Here is a 24,155-nt window from a genome sequence, read left to right as displayed (position 1 = left end):
GTACCTTTAGCGTCCGATAATCCGATCAGATAGTCGGCAGAAACACCACATTTCTCGGCTATTTGTTTGAGGTGATCTGCCTTGGGTAAGCGCGTCCCTGCCAAATATCCGCCCATTGTAGCACGTGCAACACCAACTTTGCGTGCAAAACGATCAATGGTTAAGTCACCTTTTACCGCATTGAGCCTTTCCTGAAAAATGGGGAGCTCTTTCTTTTTATCTTCGTTTTTAGTCATTTCGTTACTCCTAACAATTATTTGTAATACGTTGAATAAACTATCATTTATGTGCTGTACTTTGCTTATATCTGCTGCTATAATGCTACTACAAGCTGCAAGTGATGTCAAATATTATTACGCAGTTCCATCCGTTTGTTCATAATTGTAGATAAATACAGAAAGAGGTAATACTAATGAAAACAGCAAGAATGCGCTACATTTCCCAGGCAGTATCCGAGATCCACCAGCTCGACCCAAACAGCCCCGTCAGCGCACGGCTGATCAAGCGCCTTGTCAATCAGGGAATCATCCCGTCCGTCCCCGTAGGCAACGGTAACCGCCGCCTCATCAACTTCGACGCATTGCTCGAGTATCTCGAGAACCCACAGCCCCCGGCAACAGACGTAAATAACAATACCGTTCACGGCATTCGTCGTATCGAAGAAAGGAAGTGATCATATGGCACGAGCATACATCCAGCTGTACTACTCTTACACGGAGCAGCTCCAACTGTTACCCCCTGAGCAGTGTGGCAAGCTCACTATCGCTCTGCTGAATTACGCACAGACCGGCGTCATTCCTGATTTCCCCGCAGATTCCGCAGTGTTTATGCTGTTCTCTTCCATCAGGAGTCAGATTGATCGTGACTACACCCACTACGAAGCGAAGTGTAAGAAGAATAGCGATAATGCTAATCAGCGTTGGCATGGTAACGAAGCAAACGCATCCGACAATATGCGAACGGATGCGAACTATGCCAAGGAGAAAGAGAACGAAAAGAACAATAAGAAGGAGAAGAATAAGGAGAACGAGACGGAACTCGAAAACGCTTTCTCCACATTCTGGGAGGCATACCCCAAGAAGGCCTGTCGGCCTCGTGCCCGTGAAGTGTTCGCCGAGCTGAACCCTGATGCAGACACCCTGACCGCAATACTGTCTGCCCTCGAATGGCAGAAGCATACCCCAGCGTTTTCGGAAGACGGGCTAAAGTATTGCCCTTCGCCAGCGAAGTACCTCCAGGACTGCCGCTGGTTGGATGAACCCCCTGTGCAGGCCTCTAACAACAATGCGGCACCGTTCTTTTCGCTGGAGTTCGATGCAAACGGAAACGAGGTAGCTATTGATGATTAAAAACCGTTTCACAATCGAGAAAATGGTTCTTGGAACCTGTATCGAAAACCCACGTGCCTGGAAGTTTCTTTTTCAACATTTGAGCGAGGAAAACTTCACCGATGTTAAAAACCGTGCAATTATCCATGCTGCACACGCTCTGATCGATGAAGGAAAATGCCCTGAGAGACACGCTTTTCTGGCACCCGCAGTAGGTGTTGATGACAAGTACCTCGACAAATTAGTCGTATTTGCTTGCGATCACACGCAATTTGTAGAATGCATAAACATGCTAAAAAACATCCCGGAAGGGCAGCTCCAGATTGACGAAAACATCCAGCAGCGAGCAGACCAAAACCCCATTCCCCAAAAAAGCAGTTCAGCTGTCACACCAGTCAACACCCCGAGCTCAACGGAACAGTGCCAGTTAATTGAGGGAGCCACAGCAATTGATGGCTTCTTCCAACAGCTGAAAGAGCAGCCCATCCCGCCCGTTGCGACCGGCATCACCGCTCTTGACAATCTTCTCGGAGGCGGCATGATTAACGGCGGCCTTTATATTCTGGCCGCTAACACCGGCTGTGGAAAGACTGCACTTGCTTTGCAAATTGCAGATGCCGTCGCAAACGAGGACAGAAGTGTTCTTTTTATCAGTCTTGAGATGGACGAATACCAACTGACAGCTCGCCGTCTCGCCCGAGCTGCAAAAGTCTCCGCAAACCACCTGATTATGCACGATCTCTCAGAGATGGAGTATGTACATATCAAGCAGCAGCTCCCAATGTTGAAGCAAAAACGCTTAGTCTTTAATCGCCCGGGTGCATTCACCGTCAGCGACATTCAGGCTCTGGCTGGCCAGGTCCAAAACCTCCGGTTGGTTATCATCGACTATCTCGGCCTTCTGCGGTCAGAACCGTACTGCGGGAATCGGTACGAGGCAACTACAGCTATTTCAAATGCCCTAAAGGCTCTCGCTCGATTACTCGGTGTACCCATCCTATGTTTGGCCCAGCTTAACCGCGCCAATGCACAGCGTCTGAACAAGCATCCGATCTTGGCCGACTTGCGCGACTCTGGCTCAATCGAACAGGATGCAGATGGTGTTCTGCTTTTGTATCGACCTGATATGTATGCTTCTTGCCCTATCCCTACCAATAAGAAAGTAGCAGCAAGAGTAGAATGCAACCTGGCCAAGCACCGTCACGGCGCAACGGGCAAGACAACGCTTGCGTTCAAACTCCCTACTGGTGAATTTTTCACCCCACAGACAAGAGAGAAATTACATGAGCCTAACTGAAATCAAGGCCAGCATCGATCCCGCATGTACTAAGAGTCCCCGCCTCGGGGACTCTCCTCTCTATCTTTATGCAGCCATGCTCACGAGAAAATTTTCACAGTCTTATGCCAGCCGTTGCAGCTATCGCAGTATTTCCCCACCTGCGCCTGCCAGCATTATCGTGGACAGCCCCTGCCGTAATGACATTGCCTTTCATCGTTTTCCTCTCACAGATGTCTTCGAGCCCATTTCATACTCTGGGGGGAACCGTGTCTATTTTTGTATCAACAAAGGAATCAGATGAAATATTTTTCAAAAATTCCACAATTTATACTTGACATTTTCGCCAAAATAAGGTATATTATATAGAACAATTGTTCGCCTCTAGCAAATGTAATTTCCCTGTCGCGAAGAGAAATTACGGTTGGCGAGTACATCCGCCTTTCCCCACACTCGTGGGGCGTGATCCTTTTTTTGAGGATCCTATTCTTTTCCCCACACTCGTGGGGCATGTTCCTTCCTTTGAGGATCCTATTCTTTTCCCCACACTCGTGGGGGTGATCCGAAAAAGGCCGTCATAACAATGAACAGCGCTAACAACGAAGCAATGCGAAATTAACGCACAAGGGCCGCAAAGACACGAAACCCTGCCGAGAAATATTCTCAGCAGGGTTTCGTGTTTTTCGTATATTTTGATAATCTCCGCTATCATAGAATCACGATACAAAGCGGAGGTTGTTACAATAAAAAATTCATAACAGATGAACGCACAGCACTTACTTACGAGCTGCTTGAAGATTATTATCTCGTCACCGGTGATGAAGAACCAGAGCTGGAACCAATCGGTATCTATGGTCTGCGCCATCGACGCTATCTTCGTCAGAATAAACGCTACTTGTATCAGTATCTGTTCAAGGCCGGCAAGTTGGACGCGCATTAGCGTGAGATTGACCATGCCGCCAACGAGATGTTCGCTCAGCTTACCAAACAGATGGCGGCAGCCGAGGGTATCACTGAAGCGCTCAAAGCAGCCGACCAGATGGAATGGGTACGCCGTATGAAAGGTATTCAGAACCGCGCCGGAGAAATCGTTGAATCCGAACTGATTTATAACTAAACAAAACCCAGAGTACAGGCCAAAACGGCAGTTTGTACTCTGGGTTCTATTTATTCGGAAATAGTGCGGTATCGGTCTAACAAGCAACGGATTTGATGGGGCATATCCAGCTTAACAGAGAAAAATCCCTATGACCCTTATTTTATCATTTGTCTGCGTACAATCTCCAAAGGAAAGTCACGATCTGCGCTCTGGTGCAGCTGCTGTCGGGGCTGAACGCAGTTGCCGTCGTACCGGTGGTCACACTTTCCTTGACCGCCCAGAGCACTGCATCGGCATAGTAGGCGTCAGCGGAAACATCCGCAAACGGTTTCGCGCTGTCTGCCGTCGAGGACTTCTGCGAGCGCCACAGGAAGGTGACGGCCTGCGCACGGGTGCAGATACCGTCCGGTGCAAAATGGCTTGCGTCCAACACCCTTGTCAGATGCCCGTCCTCATAGCAAGAGTCAGCAGGCACATCGACAAAAGCAGAGCTGCTCTTCACTTCGCCGAACGCAGCGGAAACAGAAACCTTGCCGCTCGGCATTACGAAAGCGTACTTGCCGTTGCCCTTGTCAGTGAGAACGATCTCCTTGCCGTCCTTGTCGGTGACGGTCAGCCTGCTCAGCTCATAGCCCTGATCAGGGGTAAGTAACATTCAGGGTGACGGTCGCGCCCTTGACAGCACTAGACTTGTCAGCGGTCAGCTTGCCGTTCATCGGAGCCGTTACGGATACCGGATAACTGCTGACGGACGAGCCGCCGGAGCTGTGATGACCGGAGGACGGCTTATCCTTCACAAGGATAATATAGGGGAGAGAAGCTGCTTGCAGTCACTCCTACCACGCCGTACGCTGCGTCTTTGACCGTGCTGTTTGCAACTTCGGTCGAGCCATTGCTGTCCAGCACATGCAGCACGCGAACGTCTTTGCCAGTGAGATTCCGACCGGTGGTCAGCGTGAATACGATCGGTATGTTCGTTTTCTTGATCGGTGCACTTTCCACCCTGCCGATTTCCAAATTGGAGGCATCCTTCGCAACGGTGTTCAGCGTAACGCTCGGTTCCCACTTCTGCGGCTGCTCACTGGAGTCGAATGCCTCGCCGATAAGAGTTTTCAGTTCATCTTCGGTCGGGGTGCTCTGAAGCACTGCGGAAACGGTCAGATTGGCGTCAATATCCGATGCGCCCTTGTTCAGCAGCGCGTGCAGTTCGTTTGCCTTGCCGATGTTATCGCTGACCGATGCGTCGTTTGTTACAACGTTCTTCAGCATGTCACGAATATCATTGCCCAGTGTGTCCTTACTTGTGGCAACAGCCACATGTGCGGCAACGCCCACATTGACGGCTACGGCTACATCGACCTTTACATCAACGTCAACATCCTGCTTGCCGGGGTTCTCCGTTTCGGACGGGTCTTTGCTCCAATTCTCGACCGCCGGCCACTGGGCGGTAAGGGTCATATTGCCGGTGACATTGAATTCCTGACCGGCGTAGTAGACCAGCGCAGGGTCAGAGTTTTCCACCTTTCAGCCAGTGAACACAAACCCAGCCTTTGTGGGCGCAGCAGGTGCATTTCGCTTGCCATAATCCACAGTGGAAGTTTGCGAATCCTCGCCGTTGACAATCGTCAAGGTGTAAGTAAGCTTTTCGAATTCGGCGGTTACGGTGTGATCTTGAGAATAATCACTGGTGTCAAAAGTGACTTTATTGATTACACCTTTGCTCTCGCCATCTACCTTGACATCTGTAAGGCAACACCGCGCAATGCCATAAAAAAAACGGAGAGCAACCAACCCGTAAACAGCTGGAAACTCTCCTGAATTTGCTCGAAAGGCAAAAACAAATCAAGCCGTCAGACCGGGTCTGTCAGCGAGGATCAGATTTGCCAATGTGAGCAGGATATTCACTTTTGCAGTTTGTTTTTGCACACCCCTGTATCGTGTCTTTCGGTATCGAAACTGGAGCTTCAAAACCGCAAAGACATGTTCGACTTTGGCACGAACCGAAGATTTCTCATGCTCGCGCCGCTTGATCTGTGCCTGAGAACGGGCAGAGTTATTTTTACTCTGACTAGGACAACGATTGATTTTGTAACGTATTTTCTTTCCGGCCGTATTTTTCTTTCTGGCTTCGGGACGCTTTTCTGCTCCAAGATATCCGCTGTCACCGTAGACTTGTTCTTCCTCACCGGTGAGAAGATCGGCAGTAACACAGACATCATGCACATTGGCAGCAGTCACCTGCACTGTGTGGACAAGTCCGCTTTCAGAATCCACACCGATGTGTGCTTTATACCAAAATGCCAGACATTTCCTTTTTTCGCAGAATGTGCTTCCGAATCACGCTCTTTTTTCTGATTCTTCGTTGAAGAGGGTGCCTCAATGAATGTAGAATCCACAATTGTTCCGCGTTTCAGAATCATGCCGCACTGCGTAAGAAGTTCCACGACCTGTGCAAACAATTCCTGTTGAATGCCGTTTTTCAGAAGAATATTCCGAAATCTGCCCAGCGTATCTCCATCCGGCACCTGATTACTGGACTCTACCCCGCAGAAATCCGAAAAATCCCGGCTGTCAATTACTTCGGCGACCGTTGCCATATCCGACAGGTTGTACAGATTCTGCACCAGATAGATTCGAAGCATCCGTTCTAGATCGTAGGGCTTATTTCCGCGCTCTCCTTTGTAATAGTACGTTCGGATCAGACTGATCCATTCTCCCCACGGTACGATTCGGTCGATCTCTGCTAAACATTCTCGTTTCTTTGTCCGCACCTGTGTCAGCTCATCGCTCAGGGCCGACAGCCTCATTTGTTTGTTCATGGCTCTATTATGGCACGTTTGCCACGGATTTGCATTATGCGGTAGTGCCTTAATTTTATGGCCTGCATCGGGTGTAATGATAATATCTGTGGAATACTGTAGATCTTCTTTCAGCGGTAATCACTTCTATATGTATTGATTTCGCTATCCTCTCCTGACGGACACATAAGTTGCCCTACGGGCGGCAAATCCGCCTCTCCATCCTCCGCAAAGAGGTAAACATAGGCATTTTTGCCGTCCCAGACCACCTTTTTGACGATGGTGCGCAGCAGGCGGCGTTTTTCCTCCAGCGTAGCAGAATCCACCGCGCTGGCAAAGAATTCGATCATTTCCTGATGGAAGGCGAACTCCTGATGCAGCATCCGGCTCTGCTCGGTGAGGGCTTCCAACTCGGAAAGTCTTGCCTGCTGAGTCTCGCTCTCCCGATGCAGTTCGTCGATCTGCTCCATGACGTACTTCGCAGAGGTGTCGCTGGCAACGGACAGGGATTCCACCAGCCGTTTGATGCGCTCTTCCGTCTCGGTGTGCTTTTCCCGGAGCAGCGCCAGCTCTGCATCGTAGCCCTCCTTGCTGCCGCTGATGACCTTCTTGGTCTGCGCCAGCAGCCGGGTAAGGGTCTCCCTGTCGGCGGAAAGCTTGCGGATCTCCTTGATGATTTTAGCGTCCAGCGTGTTGCCGTTGCAGTTTTTCATAGAGCAGACTGTACCGTGGCTGCGCTCCTTGGTGGAGCACATGTAGGTGTAGATCAGCTCGCCGTCCGCATTCTTGCGGTTGGTCAGCTTCGGGCGCATATAGTCGCCGCATTCGTCGCAGCGCAGAAGCCCGGACAGCAGCGCCGCGTTGCTGCGGGGTCTGCGGTAGCTCTTGGATTTGTTGACATCCAGCATGGCCTGCACCCGCCCCCAATCGCTGCCCGCGATGATGCCGGGATGCTTGCCCACCGCCACGATCCATTCCTCCATGGGACGGATCTGGTTTGCCTTGCCGGGGCGCTGGAGGGTGCGGTTGTATGCCATGACACCGTGCTCGTCGTCGAATTCTGCGCGCTCGGCAAACAGGTCAACATTGTTTTCTTTCAGATACTGATACGCCGTCCCATCGGCGATCATGTAGACCGGATTGGTCAGAATACCCCGGATAGCAAAGCGGGTGAACTGCTTGCCGCGCTTCGTGACGCAGCGATGCTCCAGCAGGTACTGATCGGTCTTGCTGAGAGAACCGGTTTCCATGAATACGGAGAAGATCGTCTTGACCAGCTGGATTTCCTCCGGGATGGGCTTGAGCTTGCAGGCTTTCTTTACCTTGCCGTCCACCGTCACGCTGGACAGGCTTTCTGAGGCGTAGCCCGTGGGCGTTGTGCCGCCCAGCCAGCGTCCTGTCTTGGACAGCTTGTACATGTTGTCCCGGATGCGCTCGGCGATGGTCTCCCGCTCCAGCTGAGAGAACACCGACGCAATATACATCATCGCCCGGCCCATGGGGGAGGACGTGTCGAACTGCTCGCGGATGGAGATGAAGTCGATGTGCCGGTCGCCCAAGTCCTCAATGAGCTTGGCAAAGTCGCCGATGTTGCGGCTGATACGGTCGAGGCGGTAGACCACGATGGCGGCAAAGGCGATTTTCTGCGAGTCCTTCATCATTTTCTTGAACTGCGGGCGCTCCAGATTGCCGCCGGAAAAGCCCTCGTCCTCGTAGACCAGCACGTTTTCCGCCGCATCCTCACCAAAGTGCATGGCGATGTACTGGCGGCACAGCTCGATCTGGTTCTCAATGCTCTCGCCCTTGCCGGTGAATTTGGACTTGCGGGAGTAGATGACGTATTGCTTCGGCGTATCTTTCGGTTTCATGGCGGCACCTCGCGTTATTCGTTAGGTTGGTAGATATATATATCGAATTGGAATCCATTTGAAAAGCTACCCAAGGGAAGAATCTGAAAATTTCTGCGGATAGACAGAGGTTTTCGCGCGCTGATCGTGCCAGTTCGGAGGGCATCACTCATGTGAATCGAGAAAATGATTGATGGAATGAGCGATGCGTGCTATTTAGAACATTATTGTTTTCGTCATCGACTGCATTCGTACAGTCGCGCCGCACGATTTTTGCGCTTCATTACTTGTCATACGTCAAGTTTGTTTTGCGTCACAGCTTGTCATATGACAAGCTGCATCATAAAAACCGCCGCCCCGAACGAAAAATCGGGACGGCGGTTTTGTTATGCAAGGCTTCGCAGATATTCTTCCACGTTCTGATACTGAATACCGTCTATCTCTTGGCTTCCCCCGCGATAGAGGACAAACTTCTCGGTGATCGGGCCGTAGCGGTGCTCGGTCTGGGCGCATTTTTGCTTATCGATCAAATGGCGATACTGCTGCGGGACAGCTTCTTCGCTGTGCTTGATCTCGAAAATCCGGCAGGAGCCTGCCTCCGGGTCAAACACCACCATGTCAAATTCGCCCACAGGGAATTGCAGGACAAACACCTGCTTCTTGGGATTTGCCAGCTTGGTTTCCAGCAGAACGATATCCTCCAGCATCCGTCCTTTGATCTCGGTCAGGATGCGCTGCTGCACGGCGGTGCGCTCCGCAAGAGACAGCGCGCTGAACGTCTCATCCAGCAGCAGACTGCGGATCAGCGCATCCGCCTGCGCATAGCGGAGACCCGGCTGCGCGATCACCGTGCGGCTGGATTTCGTGCTGACATCCGGCAGGTGCAGCACGTCGATCTCCCGCGTTAAGTCCAACAAGTCCAGATACTCCTTGATCTCCGCCGCGTGAACATCGTCCAGCGCCACGGTCTGCTCTGCCCTGTTGCGGATCTCCAGCAGCTTCCGCAGACTGTCGGTGACAAGCGCAAGGTCGATGCGGTCGAGGATGTCCGTCGGGTTCTTCCGATCCCGGCGCAGGTTGCTGGTGGAAATGCCGAGGTCGTGGGACTTCCAATCCTGCGCCAGCACCTCCAGCGTGAAGCGGTGGTTGATGTCCTCCACCACCCGGTTGATGGCGCTGGTCAGCTCATTCTTGTCGTACAAATCCCGCAAATGACGGAAATGCCCCTCATACTGATAGCAGCGCAGAGAGTGCTGGATGTTGCGGGCAATGGCGGTGTTCACGTATTCGTCGGTACTTTCCTTGCTGGCAAACGTGGAGGTCTCGTTGTAGTGAACACCGCCGAGACTCATGGTGCCGCCGTAGCGGATATACTCGTCGATGCCGTGGATGCCGAGGACGGATTCAAACTCTCGGTAAGGGATGAATGTGGTGTGTAGCAGGATGCAGCGGTCGTAAAGCTGCTCGTCCTCTGTAAAGAGGAAGCCCAGCGAGTCCGTGCCGGAGAGCACGATCTTCATGCCGCAGGCTGCAAACACGTCAGAAAACAGCGCCGCGCCCTCGATGAAATCCTCCATCAGCGTCACTTCATCGAGAAACACATAGCGGAAGCCTTGTGCTTCCAGTGCCTTGAGGTCACGGTTCACGTCTGCCAGCGAGTCTTTTGCGGTAATCTGAATGAACGCTGACTTGGCAAGCTCCGTGTCGCTCATCTCCGCAAAAATCTGCCGGATCATGGTGGTTTTACCCGTCCGGCGCAGGCCGTAGAGAATGAACACCTTGTCCTGCGGCTCGCCGCAGACAAAGTCGTGCAGCTGCCGGAAGCATTCGCGCCTGCGATAGCCGCGAACAGATGCCGCAAAGGAACGCAGCGCCTCGCCGGTGCGGACATTGGTAGTAAACGCAGAAGGGTTCGTAGATTTCGCCTTGGGCAGCTGCTTTTTCAGCGCTTTCAGCTCCTGTTCCAGCGCCTTCCGCCGCTCGATCTGAGCACGGAAATTCTCCAATTCGTCAGCAGGAATATACTTCTCCCGCCGCTTCTTGTTCTCTGTCCAACGGTGGTAAAAGTACTCCTTACCATTGACGGTTTTCTTCGTGACAGAGCCAGCAGGCAAAGCAGAAATCTGCTGTTCCAACTCCGCCACGCGGGTTTGCATCTCAGATAAGTCCATAGCGCACCTCCTGTGAGATACTATTCTATGTAGAATTATACCCCATTATACCCTTGAAATCAAGGGTATAATGGGGCGTGACTTAATTGACACCCCCCAAGAGGTTTTGTAAGCTCAATCAAAAGACCAGTTCTCAATATTAAAGATCATTCAGCGGATGCCATTTTTATTCCGATGTCATTTCATCAGGTGAAAATCAAGCTCAATTCTTAGTTCGGAATTTTCTGAGAATACAAAGCAGCCTCTGTTATAATCAAACTTCGGATTTAATTTATGTATCAGCCGATGATGGTTGGGGCAAAGAATGATTATATTTGAAGAATCGTTATTTTGTGAATCCGAAAAATAAGCAATATGATGCGCTTCGGAAATATCTGCATTAAATTCACGAAAAGCGTTCTCCCCACACAACTGGCAGCAGCCACCATAAAGCCGCTTTATAGTCATCCAGCAAATTCTCAAGCGGTACCTCAAACAGCTCCGCCAGCTTCTCCATATGCTCCTTCGGATAAAAGTCCCGCCCTGCCTCTTCGCAATGGATGTAGGTACTGCGGTCAATACCCGCATAGTCCGCCGCGTCACGCTGGCGAAGTCCTTTTTGATAACGATACCACCGCAGCTTGTCCGCAATTTCCGTGATCTCGGATGCGTCCGAAAACCGCAGATTGAACTTCTCGGCATCCAAAAACTTATGTGGAAGGACGACCGGAAACTTGAGAATTTGAAGCGGCGCAACTTTTAACGTACCTGCAACATTCGCAGCCAATACATAGCTACGGACTTTCAGGCGGCAGAACATAGACCATTTTGCCCCAAAAGGTTCATGGTTTTCCACCTCAACCGCCGTTTGTTCTGCTGCGATAGTATAGCATTTACCATCCATCCGCACAAATAGCAGGCGAAGCAGATCTTCAGTGTTCAATTTTATATCGACCATATTTTCTACCAGCAAAGTTGCGCCAAAAATTCACTTTTCTTACCGCAAAACTGAATTGTTTAACTGAAAGGCTAAAACAGCCTTAAAATAAACAATTAGGAGTTTAACAAATGGACTATTTCGCTCAAATTGAACTCGGGCTGCGCATCAAAATGTTGCGTACGGAAAAAGGGTTAACCCAGGAAAAGCTAGCCGAAGCTTTAGGAGTCAGTCTCGAACATATTGGAAAAATTGAACGTGGGAAGCGTACACCATCTCTTGATCTGGTTATTGCCATGTCCAAGTTCTTCCATACAAGCACAGATTATATTCTTCTTGCCAATTGTAGAACAACTGAACTCGGGTAATCCGTACTCCCTGTACCTGTCGTTCTTTCTGTGATACATATAAAATTATTATGTAAGGATCATTAATCCTTACATGTTCTTTGACAAGTCAATATCAGTCAATCAAGTTCAGCATGTGATATGGAGGAACATCAGCGACAAACGCCACGATTGCCATTGGCAGGAGCGAAAATCGGCTGTAAGTTTCGGTTTGCTACTGAAATATACCTATGAAATATTGCAAAATAATGATACTTCTGCACGCAGCTCCGCGAGGACCGCGGAGGGGTGAAATTCCCATGAGATCGGTTATCGCAGCCGACCGCTTGATTGACTCCCTACAGGCTTAATGCCTGCGATCCTGAGGGGGCGTCAGAGACAAATTCTCGGGAAACATAATCTTTAGCAATAGAAATTCACCGTGGGCGGGATCTTCTCCGCCCACGTTACATAATAGGAGTGGAAATCTATGATTAACAAAAATTGGAGTTTTCGCAGAGGTGACATTTACCTTGCTGACCTCGGCGAGCATCATGGTCATATTCAAGGAGGCACCCGTCCTGTTGTTGTCGTTCAGAACGACTACGGCAACAGATTTGCACCGACCCTGATCGTCGTTCCTCTTACGACTGAAATCAAAAAAACAGACATGCCAACACACTACGTCTTGCGGCATCAACGCGGTCTGGACAAGCCATGCATGGCCCTGTCCGAGCAGATTCACACCATCAGCAAGTCCCAAATCATCCGCTATTTAGGTCATGTCCGCGCTATTCATATGGCGTGCATCAATCTCTGCCTCCGCGAGAGCATAGGCCTGCCGCCACAGCACATCATCCGCATCATACCACCTAACGAGCAAAAGGAGTAATTTTTATGCAAAATATCGATAGTATCCCTATCAGCACCGACAAGCGTTGCTATACGGTCGCTGAGTTGCAGAAAATGCTGGGCATTAGCCGTGGAAGCGTCTATCAGCTGCTGAAAACCGGTCAGTTCCACTGGTTTAAAATCGGCACCGCAATCCGCATTTCCAAATTCAGCTTTGACGAATGGCTTAATGGCCAATCCTGCTGATGTCAAGGATGTCGCTCAACTGTTCGACATCCTAACAATGTCGCTATACATCAACTAAAATATAGCCAGGTCAAATGACCTGGCTACTATTTTCGAAGGAGAATCCCCATGACAAAAAAGAAAAAGACTACAATGTCCGTCCCGGAGATGCAGCGCCTGCTCGGCTTAGGTAAAACCGATGCGTACTGGCTTGTTAAAAAGCAATGCTTCGAGACCGCTATTATCAACGGCAAGATTCGAATCATAATAGACAGTTTCGAGCATTGGTATGCCCGACAAGTCAAGCACAAAAAGGTCCATGGGCCGCCGCCCGGCAAAGTACTCCGTGCAGAATCCTATTCCCCGCAAGAGCTTGCCGAAGAGCTAGGCATAGGCTTCAGTACCATATACGATATTATTCAACGTTACAACATTAAAACTTTTAAAGTTGATAGCTGGCTTCGCATTTCCAAGCGCGATTTTTTAGATTGGTATAAAACGCAAACCAGATACCGTACCCGAGCCGACCGAGCACGAGATGCTGCTCTTGAAGCAGAAACGCTGACGATGCCCGAAATAGCACAGATTTTAGGCATCCCTCGCAAGGCTGTTTACCACATCCTCCTTTATGGCCCGGATCGAGACAAATTCGACTTCGTTTTTATCGCCGGCCGTCGGCGCGTGACCAAAGAGAGTTTCGAGCGCTGGCATGCCGATCAGAACAGGTTTTGCACCGAAATCGACAAAACAAAGTCGGTTTTTTCGATGCAGGAAGCATCTGTCCTCCTGCACATTACATATAATGATGTCCGCCAAATGATTCAAAGCGGCGAACTCGCCGCGGAGAAATGCGGCGCAAAGTATTTGATTTCGCGAGATGAAATCCAGCGGATTTTGCTCCAACAGGAAAATAAACATGAAATTTGAGGTGAAATAATGGCATCAATCGTACATAGAAACGATCGTTTTCTCGTCGTGCATTACGAGTATGATGAAGTATCCGGAAAGCGCAAGCAAAAATGGGAAACGTATCGAACCCTGGCTGATGCAAAGCGCCGTAAGGCAGAGATCGAGCATCGTCAGGAGCTCGGCGTTATGAACGTTCCCACCTGCAAAACGGTGGCCGATCTGCTTAAAGAGTATGTCTCCCTTTACGGGACAACTACATGGTCGCTATCGGTCTATTCCTCAAACACGCGTTTGATACGGAATTACATTAATCCAGTCATCGGTAAGATGAATTTGTGCGAAATATCGCCACACATTCTCGAGAAATATTATCAGAAACTCCTGAAAACCCCCGCTGTTTCCCATGTCACCCAGAAGCGCGGGGCAAAGGCTTCCAGTTTTGTTCAGCCGGCGACAGTCCGCAAAATTCACAGTTTGCTGCGGAGCGCCTTCAATCAAGCTGTCAAGTGGGAGCTTATGGAGAAAAATCCAGCTCTCCATGCCACTGTTCCTAAGGCTGTACCCCAAAAACGTGAAGTCTGGGATGCTGAGACGATTTTTCTCGCACTCGATGTGTGCGACGACGACCGTCTTAAGCTGGCCATCAACCTCGCCTTCGCGTGCAGCATGCGAATCGGCGAAATTCTCGGTCTGACATGGGACTGCGTCGATTTTTCGCCGAAAAGCATCGCAGACGGAACAGCGTCTATCATGATTAAAAAAGAGCTCCAGCGTGTCGACAAGACGGCCATGAAGTCCCTCGAGCAAAAGGACGTCCTCTTTATCTTCCCTCAGGCCTCGAAGCGCAACACGAGCATGCTCGTTCTGAAAAAGCCCAAGACCGAATCCAGCGTCCGCAAGGTTTTCATTCCGGCGACCGTTGCCCATCAGCTTGAATCATGGAAGCGCGAGCAGGAACGCACCAAGGAAGCTCTCGGGGGTGAGTACACCGACTACAACTTGGTCTTGGCCCATGGTCTGGGCAGCCCGGTGGAGCAGTCACGGATTACTGCGATGTTCCAAGCATTAATTAAGAAAAACGACCTGCCAAAAGTTGTTTTCCACTCGCTTCGCCATTCCAGCATCACTTACAAATTGCAGCTGACTGGCGGTGACATCAAATCCGTCCAAGGTGACTCCGGTCACGCGCAAGCCCAGATGGTGACAGATCAGTACGCCCATGTCATGGACGAGAACCGCAAAAATAACGCCGAGCTGTTCGAGCAAGTTTTTTACCGTGGCAAAATCCCGGATGCGCAAGAAGCATCCCCTGCTGTCAATCCTCCTTCCGGCATCGATCCGTCGCTTTTGAAAAAAATCTCCGAAAACCCCGACCTGCTCAAGATTCTGAGCGCGCTTGCCGACAATCTTGGCTAACCCTCCCCCATCTAAGAGAGCACCCGTGATCAAGTGCTCTCTTTTCATTTGCGTGGAATTATGATATATTATATAGTATCCTTTGCTTGATTTATGATGTGAAGAACAGTGCTGTATTTCATGTAAAACCGTCTAATATTGGCGCGCGAAAAAAAATACGCATCTTCCCCCGTATTAGAAATTGTCTAACAAACGTCTAATTTGCCTGTATCTTCCATGAACCACAGTGAACACAAAGCGACTCTGCATCACGGGACCGCATGCATCGACTTACTCCCACGAACTCGGGTGAACACGGGCGAAACCGGCGGGGGGCTTCTCCTAAGCGTGGGGCCGGAGGTTCAAATCCTCTCTGGGACGCCAGCTAACAACGCCGAAAGCCTTTGTTTTCAAGGGTTTTCGGCTTTTCTTATATAAAAAGCTGCGAAAAAGCTCTTTCACTGTATGAGATAAAATCCTACTCCAAACTTGATTTTTGACAACCCCTCCAGAATCGAACGGTTGTTATAAGTCAAAAACGCCAGCTAATTATTAGCAGAAAACGGGCTGTTCTTGCTAATGAAAATGCCCTTCCTGCTAATCAGACCAAAAATCGTGCTAAAAAACCTGCTAATCAAAAAAGGCGGATGTTTTAAGTACCGTGCTGTTATAGCGGATAAAATTGAATATCCTTATGTACATAGAGCGTCTATTGGCCCCGCATCGAGGATGGATAGGCGCTCTTTTTTTATGCCCAAAACCATGGGCAAATACAAGAGATTGGAGGTGTTTTATTTGAGTAAGCCTGTTTGTACCGCAGACAAGACAAGCGATTGCCATTACTGCTACTTCTGGACGAATGGCAGAAAGGGTTGCCGTCTGGGTAGAAATAATTGCTACTACTTAATCTCTTTACTACCGAAACCCAAGTCGGAATGTGATGGCTGTCCCTATGGGAGAGAGCACCCGTGTATTGGTTGGTGTACGAAGAAGGTTATGCGTGAAGTGGGGCTTCGTTGATATGGATGCGTATGAACAGGAATACCGCTTCTGCTATTTTGCCCGATGTCCTTACGAAAAGACGGATATGACTTTCCGCAGCATTTCGCTGACAATAGAAAGTTTTCCGCAGAAAGAAGGTGGTGAAGCCGTGTGAGTTTTGATTATTTTTACGGTCAGCAAGGCGTGGATTTACTTCCCACTATCCATGAAGGCGCAACCGTCCGGGCAATGGAGAAGAAAGGTATCCGCACCGAGAAAGGCGAGTTCAACCGCTGAATCAAAGCCACCAACGCCGTAATCCGGGACCTCAAGAAGAAAATCGCTCTCCTGTTCGATTGGATTGCCGAAGCAAAAGCAGAGCTTGCCAAGCCGCAGGCACCCGACCTTGTTTCTCTGCTGAACGCCTATTACACCCAGCGCAAAGCCGGGGCGTATTCCCATAAAGGTAAAATCAGCAATCTAAAGGAGATGAATGATACCTTCAATTATCTCCGGGTAAACGGCATTTATTCACTTGAAGATTTGGAACACCGTGTCAGCGAACACAGTGCTGCCACAGAGAGCTTGAAGGTTGGACGCTGATGAATGGATTGATTTTCCTTACGGTTTAGAGTACAATAAAATTGTCGAAATTACACAAAACAGTTCAAGGAATAACACCTATTACGAATTACGCTATCGCACAGGAGACTTCTTTCATGCTTAAACAAGGCCTTTACGAGCAAGTAGTGAATACCGAAATCAAAGATGAGCTGCGTCAGCTTCCGGAAGGCAGCAAGCATGTCGAGAAAATCGATGCTGCCGAGTCCTCCGCGGTCTTAACGCAGTACCTGTCCGAAGTCGTTCACAAAGGTCTTGACCGCATTGCCGGTGACGATATTTCTGCGCAGTTAAATCTGGTCAACAAAATTGTTGATCTGATTTCGCAGGAGACAGCGCAGGACGACCTGCGCGATCTTACTGTGGACGATGAGGGCGAGCAGTTATTCGCATTGCTGTCCCGCGATGATCCTATGATGCGCATCGGCCAGAAAAAAGCAAAGGACCTCCCCCGCCCCGAAACATCGATTGCTCAAAGCAGCTTATTTACCGGAGCAGTTCATGAGCCGCAGATGTTTTCCGAGCTGAAGAAAGAAATCGCCTCCGCAGACCGCATTGATATGCTGGTTTCGTTTGTCAAATGGAGCGGTCTTCGTTTAATCATCGATGATCTTCAGCATTTTGCGGAACGCGGCGGCAGGCTCCGCGTTATTACAACAACCTACATGGGCGCAACGGACGTGAAAGCGGTGGAGGCGCTTCGCAATCTCCCCAACACAGAAATCCGTGTGTCTTACGATACCGAGCGTACCAGGCTTCATGCAAAGGCGTATATGTTCTATCGTGAAACCGGCTTTACCACGGCGTATGTCGGTTCTTCCAACCTCTCCAATCCGGCTATGTCCAGCGGACTGGAATGGAATGTTAAGCTGACAACCAAGGATATGCTGCCGACCATTCAGAAGATGGAGGCAACCTTCGATAGTTATTGGAACACCGCCAGCTTTGAAGTCTATGAGGATGGGTGCAGGGAAAGACTGGAGCGTGCACTGTCAACAAACGGCAAGACCAATCCGACAAGCGAGATGCAGTTCGTTTTCGATATTCGGCCCTACCCATACCAGCAGGAGATTTTGGATCGCCTGCAGGCAGAGCGCGAGGTTCGCGGCTATTACCGCAATCTTGTCGTTGCAGCAACCGGCACCGGAAAAACCTTAATCTCTGCCTTTGATTACCGACGGTTCTGCAAAGCCTTTTCCGGCTCGAAGCCTCGTCTGCTGTTTGTCGTTCATCGAGAGGAAATTCTGAAACAGAGCCGAAGTGCCTTCCGCGCTGTATTAAAGGACCCCAATTTCGGAGAGCTTTTTGTGGGCAGCTTCAAGCCGAGCAGCCTGGAGCATCTATTTATTTCAGTGCAGACATTAGCTTCTCAGAAGCTGTATGACTTTCTCCCGGAGGACTATTACGATTTCATCATTGTGGACGAGTTCCATCATGCAGCAGCACCTACCTATCAAGGACTGCTGAACCACTTCAAGCCGAAAATCTTATTGGGTCTGACCGCAACGCCGGAACGTATGGATGGAAAAAACGTTCTGGATTACTTTAATGGCCGCATTGCATCTGAAATTCGACTGCCGGAGGCAATCGAGCGCAAGCTGCTCTGCCCGTTCCAATACTTCGGCGTTTCCGATGATGTCGACCTATCCAATATTCGCTGGACGCGCGGCGGTTATGATAAAGCTGAGCTTAACAACGTATTTTCTCTGAACCGTGCTGTCGCTGAAAAGCGCGCCGGCCATATTGTCAATTCTCTCTACCGGTATGTAACCGACATCAATAAGGTTCGCGGTCTTGGGTTTTGCGTCTCTGTCGAGCATGCTAAATTCATGGAGGAATATTTCTCATCGAAGGGTATCCCCTGCATGTCCCTTACCGGTACTTCCAGCGATAAGGAACGAAATGAAGCCAGACAGTGTCTGGTTTCCGGTGAAATCCGCTTTATCTTTGTTGTAGATTTGTATAACGAGGGCGTTGATATTCCCGAAATTGACACCATCCTCTTTCTGCGCCCTACCGAGTCACTCACGATTTTCTTACAGCAGCTTGGCCGCGGTCTGCGTCTCTCGGAAGGAAAAGAATGCCTGACCGTTTTGGATTTCATCGGTCAGGCAAACAAGAAATACAATTTTGAAGAAAAGTTTGCCGCACTGCTCTCTCACAGCAATCACAGCATGCAGTACGAGGTGAAAAAGGGCTTTGTATCACTGCCGAAGGGCTGCTATATCCAGCTGGAAAAGAAGGCTTCCGAAGTCATTCTGGCGAATATTCGCCGCTCCTTCGGTGACCGTGCCGGTCTGATTGCGCGTATCGAAACCTTCACACAGGACAGCGGCCTTCCCCTTTCCTTGAAGAATTTCATCGGCTACTATCACCTCGACCCGCGGTCTATCTACGGTAAATTCTCTTTCTCCCGTCTCTGTGCAGATGCAGGCGTCCTTGATGATTTTGCCGAGCCTGCCGAAAGCATTCTGACAAAGGCGTTCAGCAAGCTGGTTTCTGTGGATTCCCGGCGCTGGATTACGTTCCTGATGGATATTCTTCCGCGCTTCTCCTGTGAACTTGCGGCTTCACTTTTCGATTTTGAAAAACGTATGCTTCAAATGTTCTACATCACCGTATTTCAGGAGGCGGCTGACTGGAGTTCCCATACTACGAAAGCCAACATGCAGCTGCTCGCGGACAGCCCGATTATGATGCACGAACTGTATGAGCTTCTGGCGCTCAATCTGGAACGTATTGACTTTATCGATCAGCCTGTCCCGCTTGGCTTTGATTGTCCGCTGGACCTGCATTGCACCTATACCAGAGATCAAATTCTGATTGCAATGGACTATATGACGCCGAAAAATGTGCGGGAGGGTGTCAAGTGGCTGCCGGACAAGCAGGTCGATGTGTTCTTTATCACGCTCAACAAGGCGGACAAGGACTACTCCCCGACTACCATGTACAACGACTATTCGATCAACGAAAGCCTGTTCCATTGGCAAAGTCAAAGCACGACCTCCGATACGGCAAGCACCGGTCAGCGTTATATCAACCACCGGCAGCGCGGCAGCAAGGTCGTTCTCTTTGTGCGGGAGTTCAAGCAGGATGGCATTGGTGCTGCACCGTATACCTGTCTCGGAACGGCAGCCTATGTGAAGCATACCGGCAGTAAACCGATGAATATTACATGGCATCTGGACCAGCCGATTCCGGCGAAGTATCTTCGCAAGACGAACAAGCTGGTAGTCGGATAAGGAAGGCATTTTATGAAAACAATTCGAGTGGTCGCCGCAGTCATTCGTGATGGCGAAAAAATCTTTGCTACCATGCGCGGCTACGGTGACTTTAGGGGACTGTGGGAATTTCCCGGCGGAAAAATCGAGTCTGGCGAAACACCGCAGGAGGCCTTAAAAAGAGAAATCCGGGAAGAACTGGCCTCCGAGATTTCGGTTGGCGAGTTGATTGATACCGTTGAATTTGATTATCCGACCTTTCACCTTTCAATGGATTGCTTCTGGTGTCAGCTGATTCGCGGTAATCTTGAACTGTTAGAGGCCGCCGAAGCGCGATGGCTGACCAAGGAAACACTGAAAAGCGTGGATTGGCTGCCGGCTGATTCAGGGCTGATTGAAAAGATTGAGAAAGCGCTCGCTTTGCTGCCATCTTGAACTGTAATGCAAGGCGGTGCAGCCATCATCTGCGCAGTCTTTCCGAACTGATGCATTTATTCGTTAATCAGACAGCAAATCACATGAATGTTGCAAGAGGAGCATTACTTTGACCCATCTTTTCGCCCTGTCCACAGCGGCCGCCGATATTATGAATATTTCGCTTCGTTCCCGCCTGTCCACCGCGCGGCTGACGTATATCGACAGCCTGCACGGCACCTCCCGTCAGCAGAGCTTCACCGCTTCCCTGCTGCTGGATGAGGCAATCCGCCTTTGCTGTCCGTCCGTGCCGCGCCCGCTCGACATTGCCGCGAACGAGAACGGCAAGCCGTATCTGACCGCCGCGCCGGATGTTCATTTCAGCCTGTCGCATTCCGCCGCATGGGCAGTCTGTGCGGTGAGCGACCACCCGGTCGGCGTAGACATTCAGCAGTGCCGCTCCTTCAAACCCAATATTGCCGACCGCTTCTTCCACCCCGATGAGGTGCAGTATCTGTCCTCGCTCTCGCCTGCCGAGCGCGAAAACGCGTTCTACACGCTGTGGGCGCTCAAGGAAAGCTACGTCAAGGCCGACGGCCGCGGTCTGCGGCTGCTGCGGCAGTTCTGCGTAGATATCGCCTGTCAGCCGCCGGCAATCACCATCGGCGCACCCGGCTCCCTGTTTGTGCCGGATTTTCCCGATCCCGCCTACAGGCTCGGCGTATGCGTGCAGAAAAAAAACGAGAAATCGCCCGCTCTAACCGTTTTACCGCAGCTTTTCACCCCATAAAACGCAAAAAGAACCGATACCATAAGGTATCGGTTCTTTGAGGCTGTCGCGAAACTACAGTTTCGCCGACAAGCAGGAACGGACCATGGGCCGTTCCAAAGTCGTCCGAAAGTTCCTATACAGAAACTTTCTCCCTCCAGAAGTTCAAAAGGGGCGCTATCCTTGCGCGGCTTCTCGGCCGCGCTGCGCTGATACATGCTCCCCCTTTTTGAGCATTTGCAGAGCAAATGCTATTTCATGCGCGCTGCCGCGCGAAATGCTGAAAAATGCTGACTATACGACTTTTTCGACAGACAGAAAGAACCGATACCATAAGGTATCGGTTCTTTCTGTTTATTCAGACTCTTTCGCCTTGCGGACCGCTGTTGCCAACTGATCCGAGCAGCTTGTGCCGCGTCCGCTGCACGAAATGCCCTTGAAGTAGCCTTCAATCTGCTCCACGGTCATGCCCTCGACCACGCGGCTGATCGCCTGCAGGTTGCCGTTGCAGCCGCCCTTGAAGGATACGTTGTGCACGGTATCACCGTCCAGATCGAACGAAATATTCATCGAACATACGCCGTGCGGCTTGTAGTCAAAATGCTGCATGTCTTTCCTTGTCCTCCCTAACTGATCAGAGCAAAGTGCGGATATGCGCCGCTGCCTGCTCGAATGTGCTTACCTCGGTGTAGGACAGCTCACCGACCGGTTTCGGCTTGTCCGTCCAGTTGAGCCACACGCCGTCAATGCCGACGTCGAGCGCGCCCTGAATATCGTGCGTGAAGTTGTCGCCAACCATGACGGTCTCCTCCGGCAGACAGCGGCATTTGTGCATCGCCAGCCAGAAGATCGCCGAACCCGGCTTATCCACACCGGCTTCCTCACTCGTAACAAGGCAGTCCACCTTGTCGGCAATGCCGAGGTACTCCAGCTTTTCCATCTGGATATCCGCCAGCATATTGGTGCAGATGGCCACCTTAACGCCCGCCGCACGCAGCTCATCCAAAAACTCAGCCACGCCCGGGCGCAAGGTCATCTTGGCGAACACCGCATCCCAGTACACGCGGAATGCCTCGCGCGAATAGCGAACGGCGTTCAGGCCCATGCGCTCGAGTGCACCCTGTGCAAACAGCACACGGTCATGCGTAGGCGGCATGGCAGGCTGCTGCCGTGCCAGACGCTTGCGGTTGACGCGGAATGCGTCCGCGAACCCCTTGCCTTTGTCTCCAAACGTGCTGATGGCCCACTCCTCCAGCTTTTCGTAGGCGTAGGCGTCCCCGGCCTGAAAACTGGTGTATAACGTGTCATCCAGATCGAAAAAAACTGCTTTTAATCCCATAAAATCCTCACAAAAGTTTTTCGTTATAGACTGCGCGGCTGCCGCCTACAAACTTCGGACGGCGGCGTGCGCACAGCAGAACGGCTTCGCCGATCTTTTTGGTCTCAATGCGCAGCGGTACGACCACCGGCTTGATGTGCATGCCGATCAGCGTTCCGCCGATGTCCATGCCCGCAGAGGCGCTCTGCTTGAGCGACTCAACCGCCACCGGATCATCAAAGCGCTTGTACGCGGTCGTGCCGAACGAACCGCCTGCCTTGGGCTGCGGAACGACGTTGACCTCCTCCAGACCGAACTGCTCTGCCACAGCACGCTCCACGATCAGCGCACGATTGAGGTGCTCGCAGCACTGTGCCGCCAGCTCCACGCCGTGCTCATGCAGTACGCTGTGAATGCCCTCGAATACCGCTTCGGCTACCTCTACACTGGAATGCGTGCCGATCTTCTCGCCCAGGATTTCACTTGACGAGCAGCCGACCACAAACAGGTCGCCGATCTTCAGCTTGGCTGCCTCGCAAACCTGCTCTGCCGCCTTCGCACTTTGTTCTCTGATTTCAGAAAGCTCCATTTTTCATGCCTCCTTTTTATCTATATAGTATAACACAAGTTTGAGAACTTGTTAAGACCCCAGAGCATAGCATGACAATGGAGAATGCAATCATTATAGCTTTGTTATATTGCAGGGCGGGGTGCCCGGCAATATTTCGTTTCATTCATTTTCTATTCTCCATTCTCAATTTTCAATTTACAGGGTGATTTTATGAACAAAAATCCACAGACCAAGGAGAGTATTCCTGCCGGTCTGCTTTCGCTTGCGATGGCCTTTGTGCCGACGCAGGAATTTGATACGCCGTATGATCCGGTGCTCGCGTTCTCGCGCGGCACGATCTTTCCGGCACTCGACAAGCCGTTTCTCGGAGAGGAGGCCGTGCCGCAATGACCGACAAGGAGAAGCTGCTCGGGCGCGTGCGCATGTACGATTTCGCGCTCGTCGAGGTGATCGAGTACCTCGACGGCCATCCGGACAACGCTGCCGCGCTCAAATACTACAACGAAATGCGCACGGCGTTTGACAAGGCCGCCGCTGAGTACGAGGATGCATTCGGTCCGCTGACCGCCCGCGAGGTGGATACCTGCAGCGGACACTGGACGTGGATCGACGATCCGTGGCCGTGGGAAGGAGCTGAGGACTGATGTGGTCATACGATAAACGATTGCAGTTTCCGGTAAAGATCAAGAATCCGAATCCGCAGACCGCCAAAATTGTTATCTCTCAGCTTGGCGGCCCGGACGGCGAGCTGGGTGCGTCCATGCGCTACCTCAACCAGCGGTACGCCATGCCGTATAAGGAATGCAAGGGCATTTTGACGGATATCGGCACGGAAGAACTTGCCCACATGGAGATGATCTCCGCCATCGTGTACCAGCTGACGCGCAATCTCACGCCCGAGCAGATCAAGGAGGGCGGCTTTGACGCCTACTTTGTCGATCACACGACCGGCATTTACCCGCAGTCGGCCTCCGGTGTGCCGTGGAGCGCCGCAACGTTCCAGTCCAAAGGAGACCCGATCACTGATCTGTTTGAGGATATGGCAGCAGAAGCTACACCTTTACAAGAACAATCCTTTAGGCTTTTCGCACCATTTTAGCGTATATATCGCCACATTT

General features: G+C 50.9%; 25 protein-coding genes and 4 pseudogenes. 17 read left to right on the top strand and 12 right to left on the bottom strand.

Features of this window, described 5'->3' with window-relative positions; translation table 11 throughout:
• Nucleotides 1-236 (bottom strand): helix-turn-helix domain-containing protein (locus tag DWZ82_RS03340; RefSeq protein ID WP_199667365.1); only part of this gene is annotated, 236 nt, incomplete at its 3' end.
• A gap of 176 nt (nucleotides 237-412) precedes the next feature.
• Here DWZ82_RS03340 and DWZ82_RS03335 point away from each other — a divergent pair.
• The 4 genes and pseudogenes from DWZ82_RS03335 to DWZ82_RS03315 all read left to right on the top strand — a co-directional run bounded on the left by DWZ82_RS03335 (nucleotide 413) and on the right by DWZ82_RS03315 (nucleotide 3,721).
• Nucleotides 413-673 (top strand): helix-turn-helix domain-containing protein, encoded by a 261-nt coding sequence (locus tag DWZ82_RS03335; RefSeq protein WP_118478712.1) that lies wholly within the window; start codon nucleotides 413-415, stop codon nucleotides 671-673.
• Between the two features lie 4 nt (nucleotides 674-677).
• Nucleotides 678-1,349 carry a DUF6291 domain-containing protein gene (locus tag DWZ82_RS03330; RefSeq protein ID WP_118478710.1) on the top strand — a complete coding sequence of 224 codons (672 nt, stop codon included), beginning with the start codon at nucleotides 678-680 and terminating at the stop codon, nucleotides 1,347-1,349.
• Nucleotides 1,342-2,625 carry a DnaB-like helicase C-terminal domain-containing protein gene (locus DWZ82_RS03325; protein WP_118478708.1) on the top strand — a complete coding sequence of 428 codons (1,284 nt, stop codon included), beginning with the start codon at nucleotides 1,342-1,344 and terminating at the stop codon, nucleotides 2,623-2,625. Before DWZ82_RS03330 ends, DWZ82_RS03325 begins: the two co-directional genes overlap by 8 nt.
• A 655-nt stretch (nucleotides 2,626-3,280) precedes the next feature.
• Nucleotides 3,281-3,721 (top strand): annotated as a pseudogene (locus DWZ82_RS03315) (TnpV protein).
• Between the two features lie 145 nt (nucleotides 3,722-3,866).
• Here DWZ82_RS03315 and DWZ82_RS03310 read toward each other — a convergent pair.
• The 8 genes and pseudogenes from DWZ82_RS03310 to DWZ82_RS03275 all read right to left on the bottom strand — a co-directional run bounded on the left by DWZ82_RS03310 (nucleotide 3,867) and on the right by DWZ82_RS03275 (nucleotide 11,456).
• Entirely contained in the window at nucleotides 3,867-4,358 is a 492-nt protein-coding gene (locus DWZ82_RS03310) for an S-layer homology domain-containing protein (RefSeq protein WP_118478704.1), read from the bottom strand.
• Entirely contained in the window at nucleotides 4,342-4,500 is a 159-nt protein-coding gene (locus DWZ82_RS15070) for a hypothetical protein (protein ID WP_158575066.1), read from the bottom strand. The genes DWZ82_RS03310 and DWZ82_RS15070 overlap by 17 nt, the downstream gene beginning before the upstream one ends.
• Entirely contained in the window at nucleotides 4,490-5,224 is a 735-nt protein-coding gene (locus DWZ82_RS03305; RefSeq protein ID WP_118478702.1) for a hypothetical protein, read from the bottom strand. Before DWZ82_RS03305 ends, DWZ82_RS15070 begins: the two co-directional genes overlap by 11 nt.
• Nucleotides 5,225-5,545: 321 nt before the next feature.
• Nucleotides 5,546-6,510 (bottom strand): annotated as a pseudogene (locus DWZ82_RS03295) (IS5 family transposase).
• A 122-nt stretch (nucleotides 6,511-6,632) separates the two neighbouring features.
• Nucleotides 6,633-8,369, bottom strand: coding sequence for a recombinase family protein (locus DWZ82_RS03290; protein ID WP_118478698.1), 1,737 nt, complete (start codon nucleotides 8,367-8,369; stop codon nucleotides 6,633-6,635).
• 365 nt (nucleotides 8,370-8,734) lie between these two features.
• The gene (locus DWZ82_RS03285; RefSeq protein WP_118478696.1) at nucleotides 8,735-10,519 is read right to left on the bottom strand and encodes an AAA family ATPase; all 1,785 of its coding nucleotides are present in this window, start codon (nucleotides 10,517-10,519) and stop codon (nucleotides 8,735-8,737) included.
• Nucleotides 10,520-10,696: 177 nt separating this feature from the next.
• Nucleotides 10,697-10,966 (bottom strand): HNH endonuclease, encoded by a 270-nt coding sequence (locus DWZ82_RS15965; RefSeq protein ID WP_442861212.1) that lies wholly within the window; start codon nucleotides 10,964-10,966, stop codon nucleotides 10,697-10,699.
• Complete coding sequence (locus DWZ82_RS03275; protein WP_118478692.1) at nucleotides 10,905-11,456, bottom strand: helix-turn-helix domain-containing protein; 552 nt, start codon at nucleotides 11,454-11,456, stop codon at nucleotides 10,905-10,907. Before DWZ82_RS03275 ends, DWZ82_RS15965 begins: the two co-directional genes overlap by 62 nt.
• A 110-nt stretch (nucleotides 11,457-11,566) precedes the next feature.
• Between DWZ82_RS03275 and DWZ82_RS03270 the strand changes: the two genes are divergently transcribed.
• From DWZ82_RS03270 to DWZ82_RS03225, 10 genes and pseudogenes are all read left to right on the top strand, one after another.
• Nucleotides 11,567-11,803 (top strand): helix-turn-helix domain-containing protein, encoded by a 237-nt coding sequence (locus tag DWZ82_RS03270; RefSeq protein WP_118478690.1) that lies wholly within the window; start codon nucleotides 11,567-11,569, stop codon nucleotides 11,801-11,803.
• Nucleotides 11,804-12,251: 448 nt separating this feature from the next.
• Nucleotides 12,252-12,653, top strand: coding sequence for a type II toxin-antitoxin system PemK/MazF family toxin (locus DWZ82_RS03265; protein WP_243022870.1), 402 nt, complete (start codon nucleotides 12,252-12,254; stop codon nucleotides 12,651-12,653).
• Between the two features lie 5 nt (nucleotides 12,654-12,658).
• Nucleotides 12,659-12,859 carry a helix-turn-helix domain-containing protein gene (locus DWZ82_RS03260; protein WP_118478688.1) on the top strand — a complete coding sequence of 67 codons (201 nt, stop codon included), beginning with the start codon at nucleotides 12,659-12,661 and terminating at the stop codon, nucleotides 12,857-12,859.
• A gap of 108 nt (nucleotides 12,860-12,967) precedes the next feature.
• Nucleotides 12,968-13,765: a helix-turn-helix domain-containing protein gene (locus DWZ82_RS03255; protein ID WP_118478686.1), complete on the top strand. Its 798-nt coding sequence runs from the start codon at nucleotides 12,968-12,970 to the stop codon at nucleotides 13,763-13,765.
• 9 nt (nucleotides 13,766-13,774) lie between these two features.
• Nucleotides 13,775-15,163, top strand: a complete 1,389-nt coding sequence (locus DWZ82_RS03250; RefSeq protein ID WP_118478684.1) for a tyrosine-type recombinase/integrase — start codon at nucleotides 13,775-13,777, stop codon at nucleotides 15,161-15,163.
• A 931-nt stretch (nucleotides 15,164-16,094) separates the two neighbouring features.
• Complete coding sequence (locus DWZ82_RS15325) at nucleotides 16,095-16,298, top strand: hypothetical protein (RefSeq protein WP_207663668.1); 204 nt, start codon at nucleotides 16,095-16,097, stop codon at nucleotides 16,296-16,298.
• Between the two features lie 14 nt (nucleotides 16,299-16,312).
• A pseudogene (locus DWZ82_RS03240) lies at nucleotides 16,313-16,714 on the top strand (MobQ family relaxase); the annotation flags it as partial.
• A 128-nt stretch (nucleotides 16,715-16,842) separates the two neighbouring features.
• A complete protein-coding gene (locus tag DWZ82_RS03235; RefSeq protein ID WP_118478682.1) occupies nucleotides 16,843-19,986 on the top strand; it encodes a DUF3427 domain-containing protein in 3,144 nt (1,047 codons plus the stop codon).
• Between the two features lie 12 nt (nucleotides 19,987-19,998).
• Nucleotides 19,999-20,400, top strand: coding sequence for a (deoxy)nucleoside triphosphate pyrophosphohydrolase (locus tag DWZ82_RS03230; RefSeq protein ID WP_110437243.1), 402 nt, complete (start codon nucleotides 19,999-20,001; stop codon nucleotides 20,398-20,400).
• Nucleotides 20,401-20,509: 109 nt separating this feature from the next.
• Entirely contained in the window at nucleotides 20,510-21,169 is a 660-nt protein-coding gene (locus DWZ82_RS03225) for a 4'-phosphopantetheinyl transferase family protein (RefSeq protein ID WP_118478680.1), read from the top strand.
• A gap of 333 nt (nucleotides 21,170-21,502) precedes the next feature.
• Here the strand turns inward: DWZ82_RS03225 and DWZ82_RS03220 are convergent, their stop codons facing one another.
• From DWZ82_RS03220 to DWZ82_RS03210, 3 genes are read right to left on the bottom strand one after another with little or no spacing between them, the layout of a single operon-like run.
• Complete coding sequence (locus DWZ82_RS03220) at nucleotides 21,503-21,757, bottom strand: TIGR03905 family TSCPD domain-containing protein (protein ID WP_118478678.1); 255 nt, start codon at nucleotides 21,755-21,757, stop codon at nucleotides 21,503-21,505.
• 25 nt (nucleotides 21,758-21,782) lie between these two features.
• Nucleotides 21,783-22,487: an HAD family hydrolase gene (locus tag DWZ82_RS03215; protein ID WP_117751308.1), complete on the bottom strand. Its 705-nt coding sequence runs from the start codon at nucleotides 22,485-22,487 to the stop codon at nucleotides 21,783-21,785.
• Between the two features lie 7 nt (nucleotides 22,488-22,494).
• Nucleotides 22,495-23,055: a TIGR01440 family protein gene (locus tag DWZ82_RS03210; RefSeq protein WP_117491574.1), complete on the bottom strand. Its 561-nt coding sequence runs from the start codon at nucleotides 23,053-23,055 to the stop codon at nucleotides 22,495-22,497.
• Nucleotides 23,056-23,247: 192 nt separating this feature from the next.
• On the opposite strand from DWZ82_RS03210, the gene DWZ82_RS03205 reads away from it, so the two are divergent.
• The 3 genes and pseudogenes from DWZ82_RS03205 to DWZ82_RS03195 form a co-directional block, all read left to right on the top strand.
• The gene (locus DWZ82_RS03205) at nucleotides 23,248-23,427 is read left to right on the top strand and encodes a spore coat associated protein CotJA (protein WP_118360178.1); all 180 of its coding nucleotides are present in this window, start codon (nucleotides 23,248-23,250) and stop codon (nucleotides 23,425-23,427) included.
• Entirely contained in the window at nucleotides 23,424-23,681 is a 258-nt protein-coding gene (locus DWZ82_RS03200; RefSeq protein ID WP_117491587.1) for a spore coat protein CotJB, read from the top strand. Before DWZ82_RS03205 ends, DWZ82_RS03200 begins: the two co-directional genes overlap by 4 nt.
• Nucleotides 23,681-24,088, top strand: a pseudogene (locus DWZ82_RS03195) (manganese catalase family protein); the annotation flags it as partial. The gene DWZ82_RS03200 and the pseudogene DWZ82_RS03195, both read left to right, overlap by 1 nt.
• Between the last annotated feature and the right edge of the window lie 67 nt (nucleotides 24,089-24,155).

Source organism: Butyricicoccus sp. AF35-5AC, assembly GCF_003477715.1.
In the GTDB taxonomy this organism is placed as follows: Bacteria; Bacillota; Clostridia; order Oscillospirales; family Butyricicoccaceae; genus Agathobaculum; species Agathobaculum butyriciproducens.
Note: the sequence above shows the minus strand (reverse complement) of the source record. Positions and strands in the feature narration are given on the sequence as shown.

What these genes read in the sequence shown, in the direction of transcription:
- DWZ82_RS03285 (WP_118478696.1), bottom strand. Translation starts at nt 10,519, where the DNA reads ATGGACTTATCTGAGATGCAAACCCGCGTGGCGGAGTTGGAACAGCAG.
- DWZ82_RS03215 (WP_117751308.1), bottom strand. Translation starts at nt 22,487, where the DNA reads ATGGGATTAAAAGCAGTTTTTTTCGATCTGGATGACACGTTATACACC.
- DWZ82_RS03230 (WP_110437243.1), top strand. Translation starts at nt 19,999, where the DNA reads ATGAAAACAATTCGAGTGGTCGCCGCAGTCATTCGTGATGGCGAAAAA.
- DWZ82_RS03325 (WP_118478708.1), top strand. Translation starts at nt 1,342, where the DNA reads ATGATTAAAAACCGTTTCACAATCGAGAAAATGGTTCTTGGAACCTGT.
- DWZ82_RS03255 (WP_118478686.1), top strand. Translation starts at nt 12,968, where the DNA reads ATGACAAAAAAGAAAAAGACTACAATGTCCGTCCCGGAGATGCAGCGC.
- DWZ82_RS03220 (WP_118478678.1), bottom strand. Translation starts at nt 21,757, where the DNA reads ATGCAGCATTTTGACTACAAGCCGCACGGCGTATGTTCGATGAATATT.
- DWZ82_RS03250 (WP_118478684.1), top strand. Translation starts at nt 13,775, where the DNA reads ATGGCATCAATCGTACATAGAAACGATCGTTTTCTCGTCGTGCATTAC.
- DWZ82_RS03210 (WP_117491574.1), bottom strand. Translation starts at nt 23,055, where the DNA reads ATGGAGCTTTCTGAAATCAGAGAACAAAGTGCGAAGGCGGCAGAGCAG.
- DWZ82_RS03290 (WP_118478698.1), bottom strand. Translation starts at nt 8,369, where the DNA reads ATGAAACCGAAAGATACGCCGAAGCAATACGTCATCTACTCCCGCAAG.
- DWZ82_RS03330 (WP_118478710.1), top strand. Translation starts at nt 678, where the DNA reads ATGGCACGAGCATACATCCAGCTGTACTACTCTTACACGGAGCAGCTC.
- DWZ82_RS03275 (WP_118478692.1), bottom strand. Translation starts at nt 11,456, where the DNA reads ATGGTCGATATAAAATTGAACACTGAAGATCTGCTTCGCCTGCTATTT.
- DWZ82_RS03265 (WP_243022870.1), top strand. Translation starts at nt 12,252, where the DNA reads ATGATTAACAAAAATTGGAGTTTTCGCAGAGGTGACATTTACCTTGCT.
- DWZ82_RS03310 (WP_118478704.1), bottom strand. Translation starts at nt 4,358, where the DNA reads ATGTTACTTACCCCTGATCAGGGCTATGAGCTGAGCAGGCTGACCGTC.
- DWZ82_RS03205 (WP_118360178.1), top strand. Translation starts at nt 23,248, where the DNA reads ATGAACAAAAATCCACAGACCAAGGAGAGTATTCCTGCCGGTCTGCTT.
- DWZ82_RS03260 (WP_118478688.1), top strand. Translation starts at nt 12,659, where the DNA reads ATGCAAAATATCGATAGTATCCCTATCAGCACCGACAAGCGTTGCTAT.
- DWZ82_RS03335 (WP_118478712.1), top strand. Translation starts at nt 413, where the DNA reads ATGAAAACAGCAAGAATGCGCTACATTTCCCAGGCAGTATCCGAGATC.
- DWZ82_RS03200 (WP_117491587.1), top strand. Translation starts at nt 23,424, where the DNA reads ATGACCGACAAGGAGAAGCTGCTCGGGCGCGTGCGCATGTACGATTTC.
- DWZ82_RS15965 (WP_442861212.1), bottom strand. Translation starts at nt 10,966, where the DNA reads ATGACTATAAAGCGGCTTTATGGTGGCTGCTGCCAGTTGTGTGGGGAG.
- DWZ82_RS15325 (WP_207663668.1), top strand. Translation starts at nt 16,095, where the DNA reads ATGGGAGAGAGCACCCGTGTATTGGTTGGTGTACGAAGAAGGTTATGC.
- DWZ82_RS03270 (WP_118478690.1), top strand. Translation starts at nt 11,567, where the DNA reads ATGGACTATTTCGCTCAAATTGAACTCGGGCTGCGCATCAAAATGTTG.
- DWZ82_RS03235 (WP_118478682.1), top strand. Translation starts at nt 16,843, where the DNA reads ATGCTTAAACAAGGCCTTTACGAGCAAGTAGTGAATACCGAAATCAAA.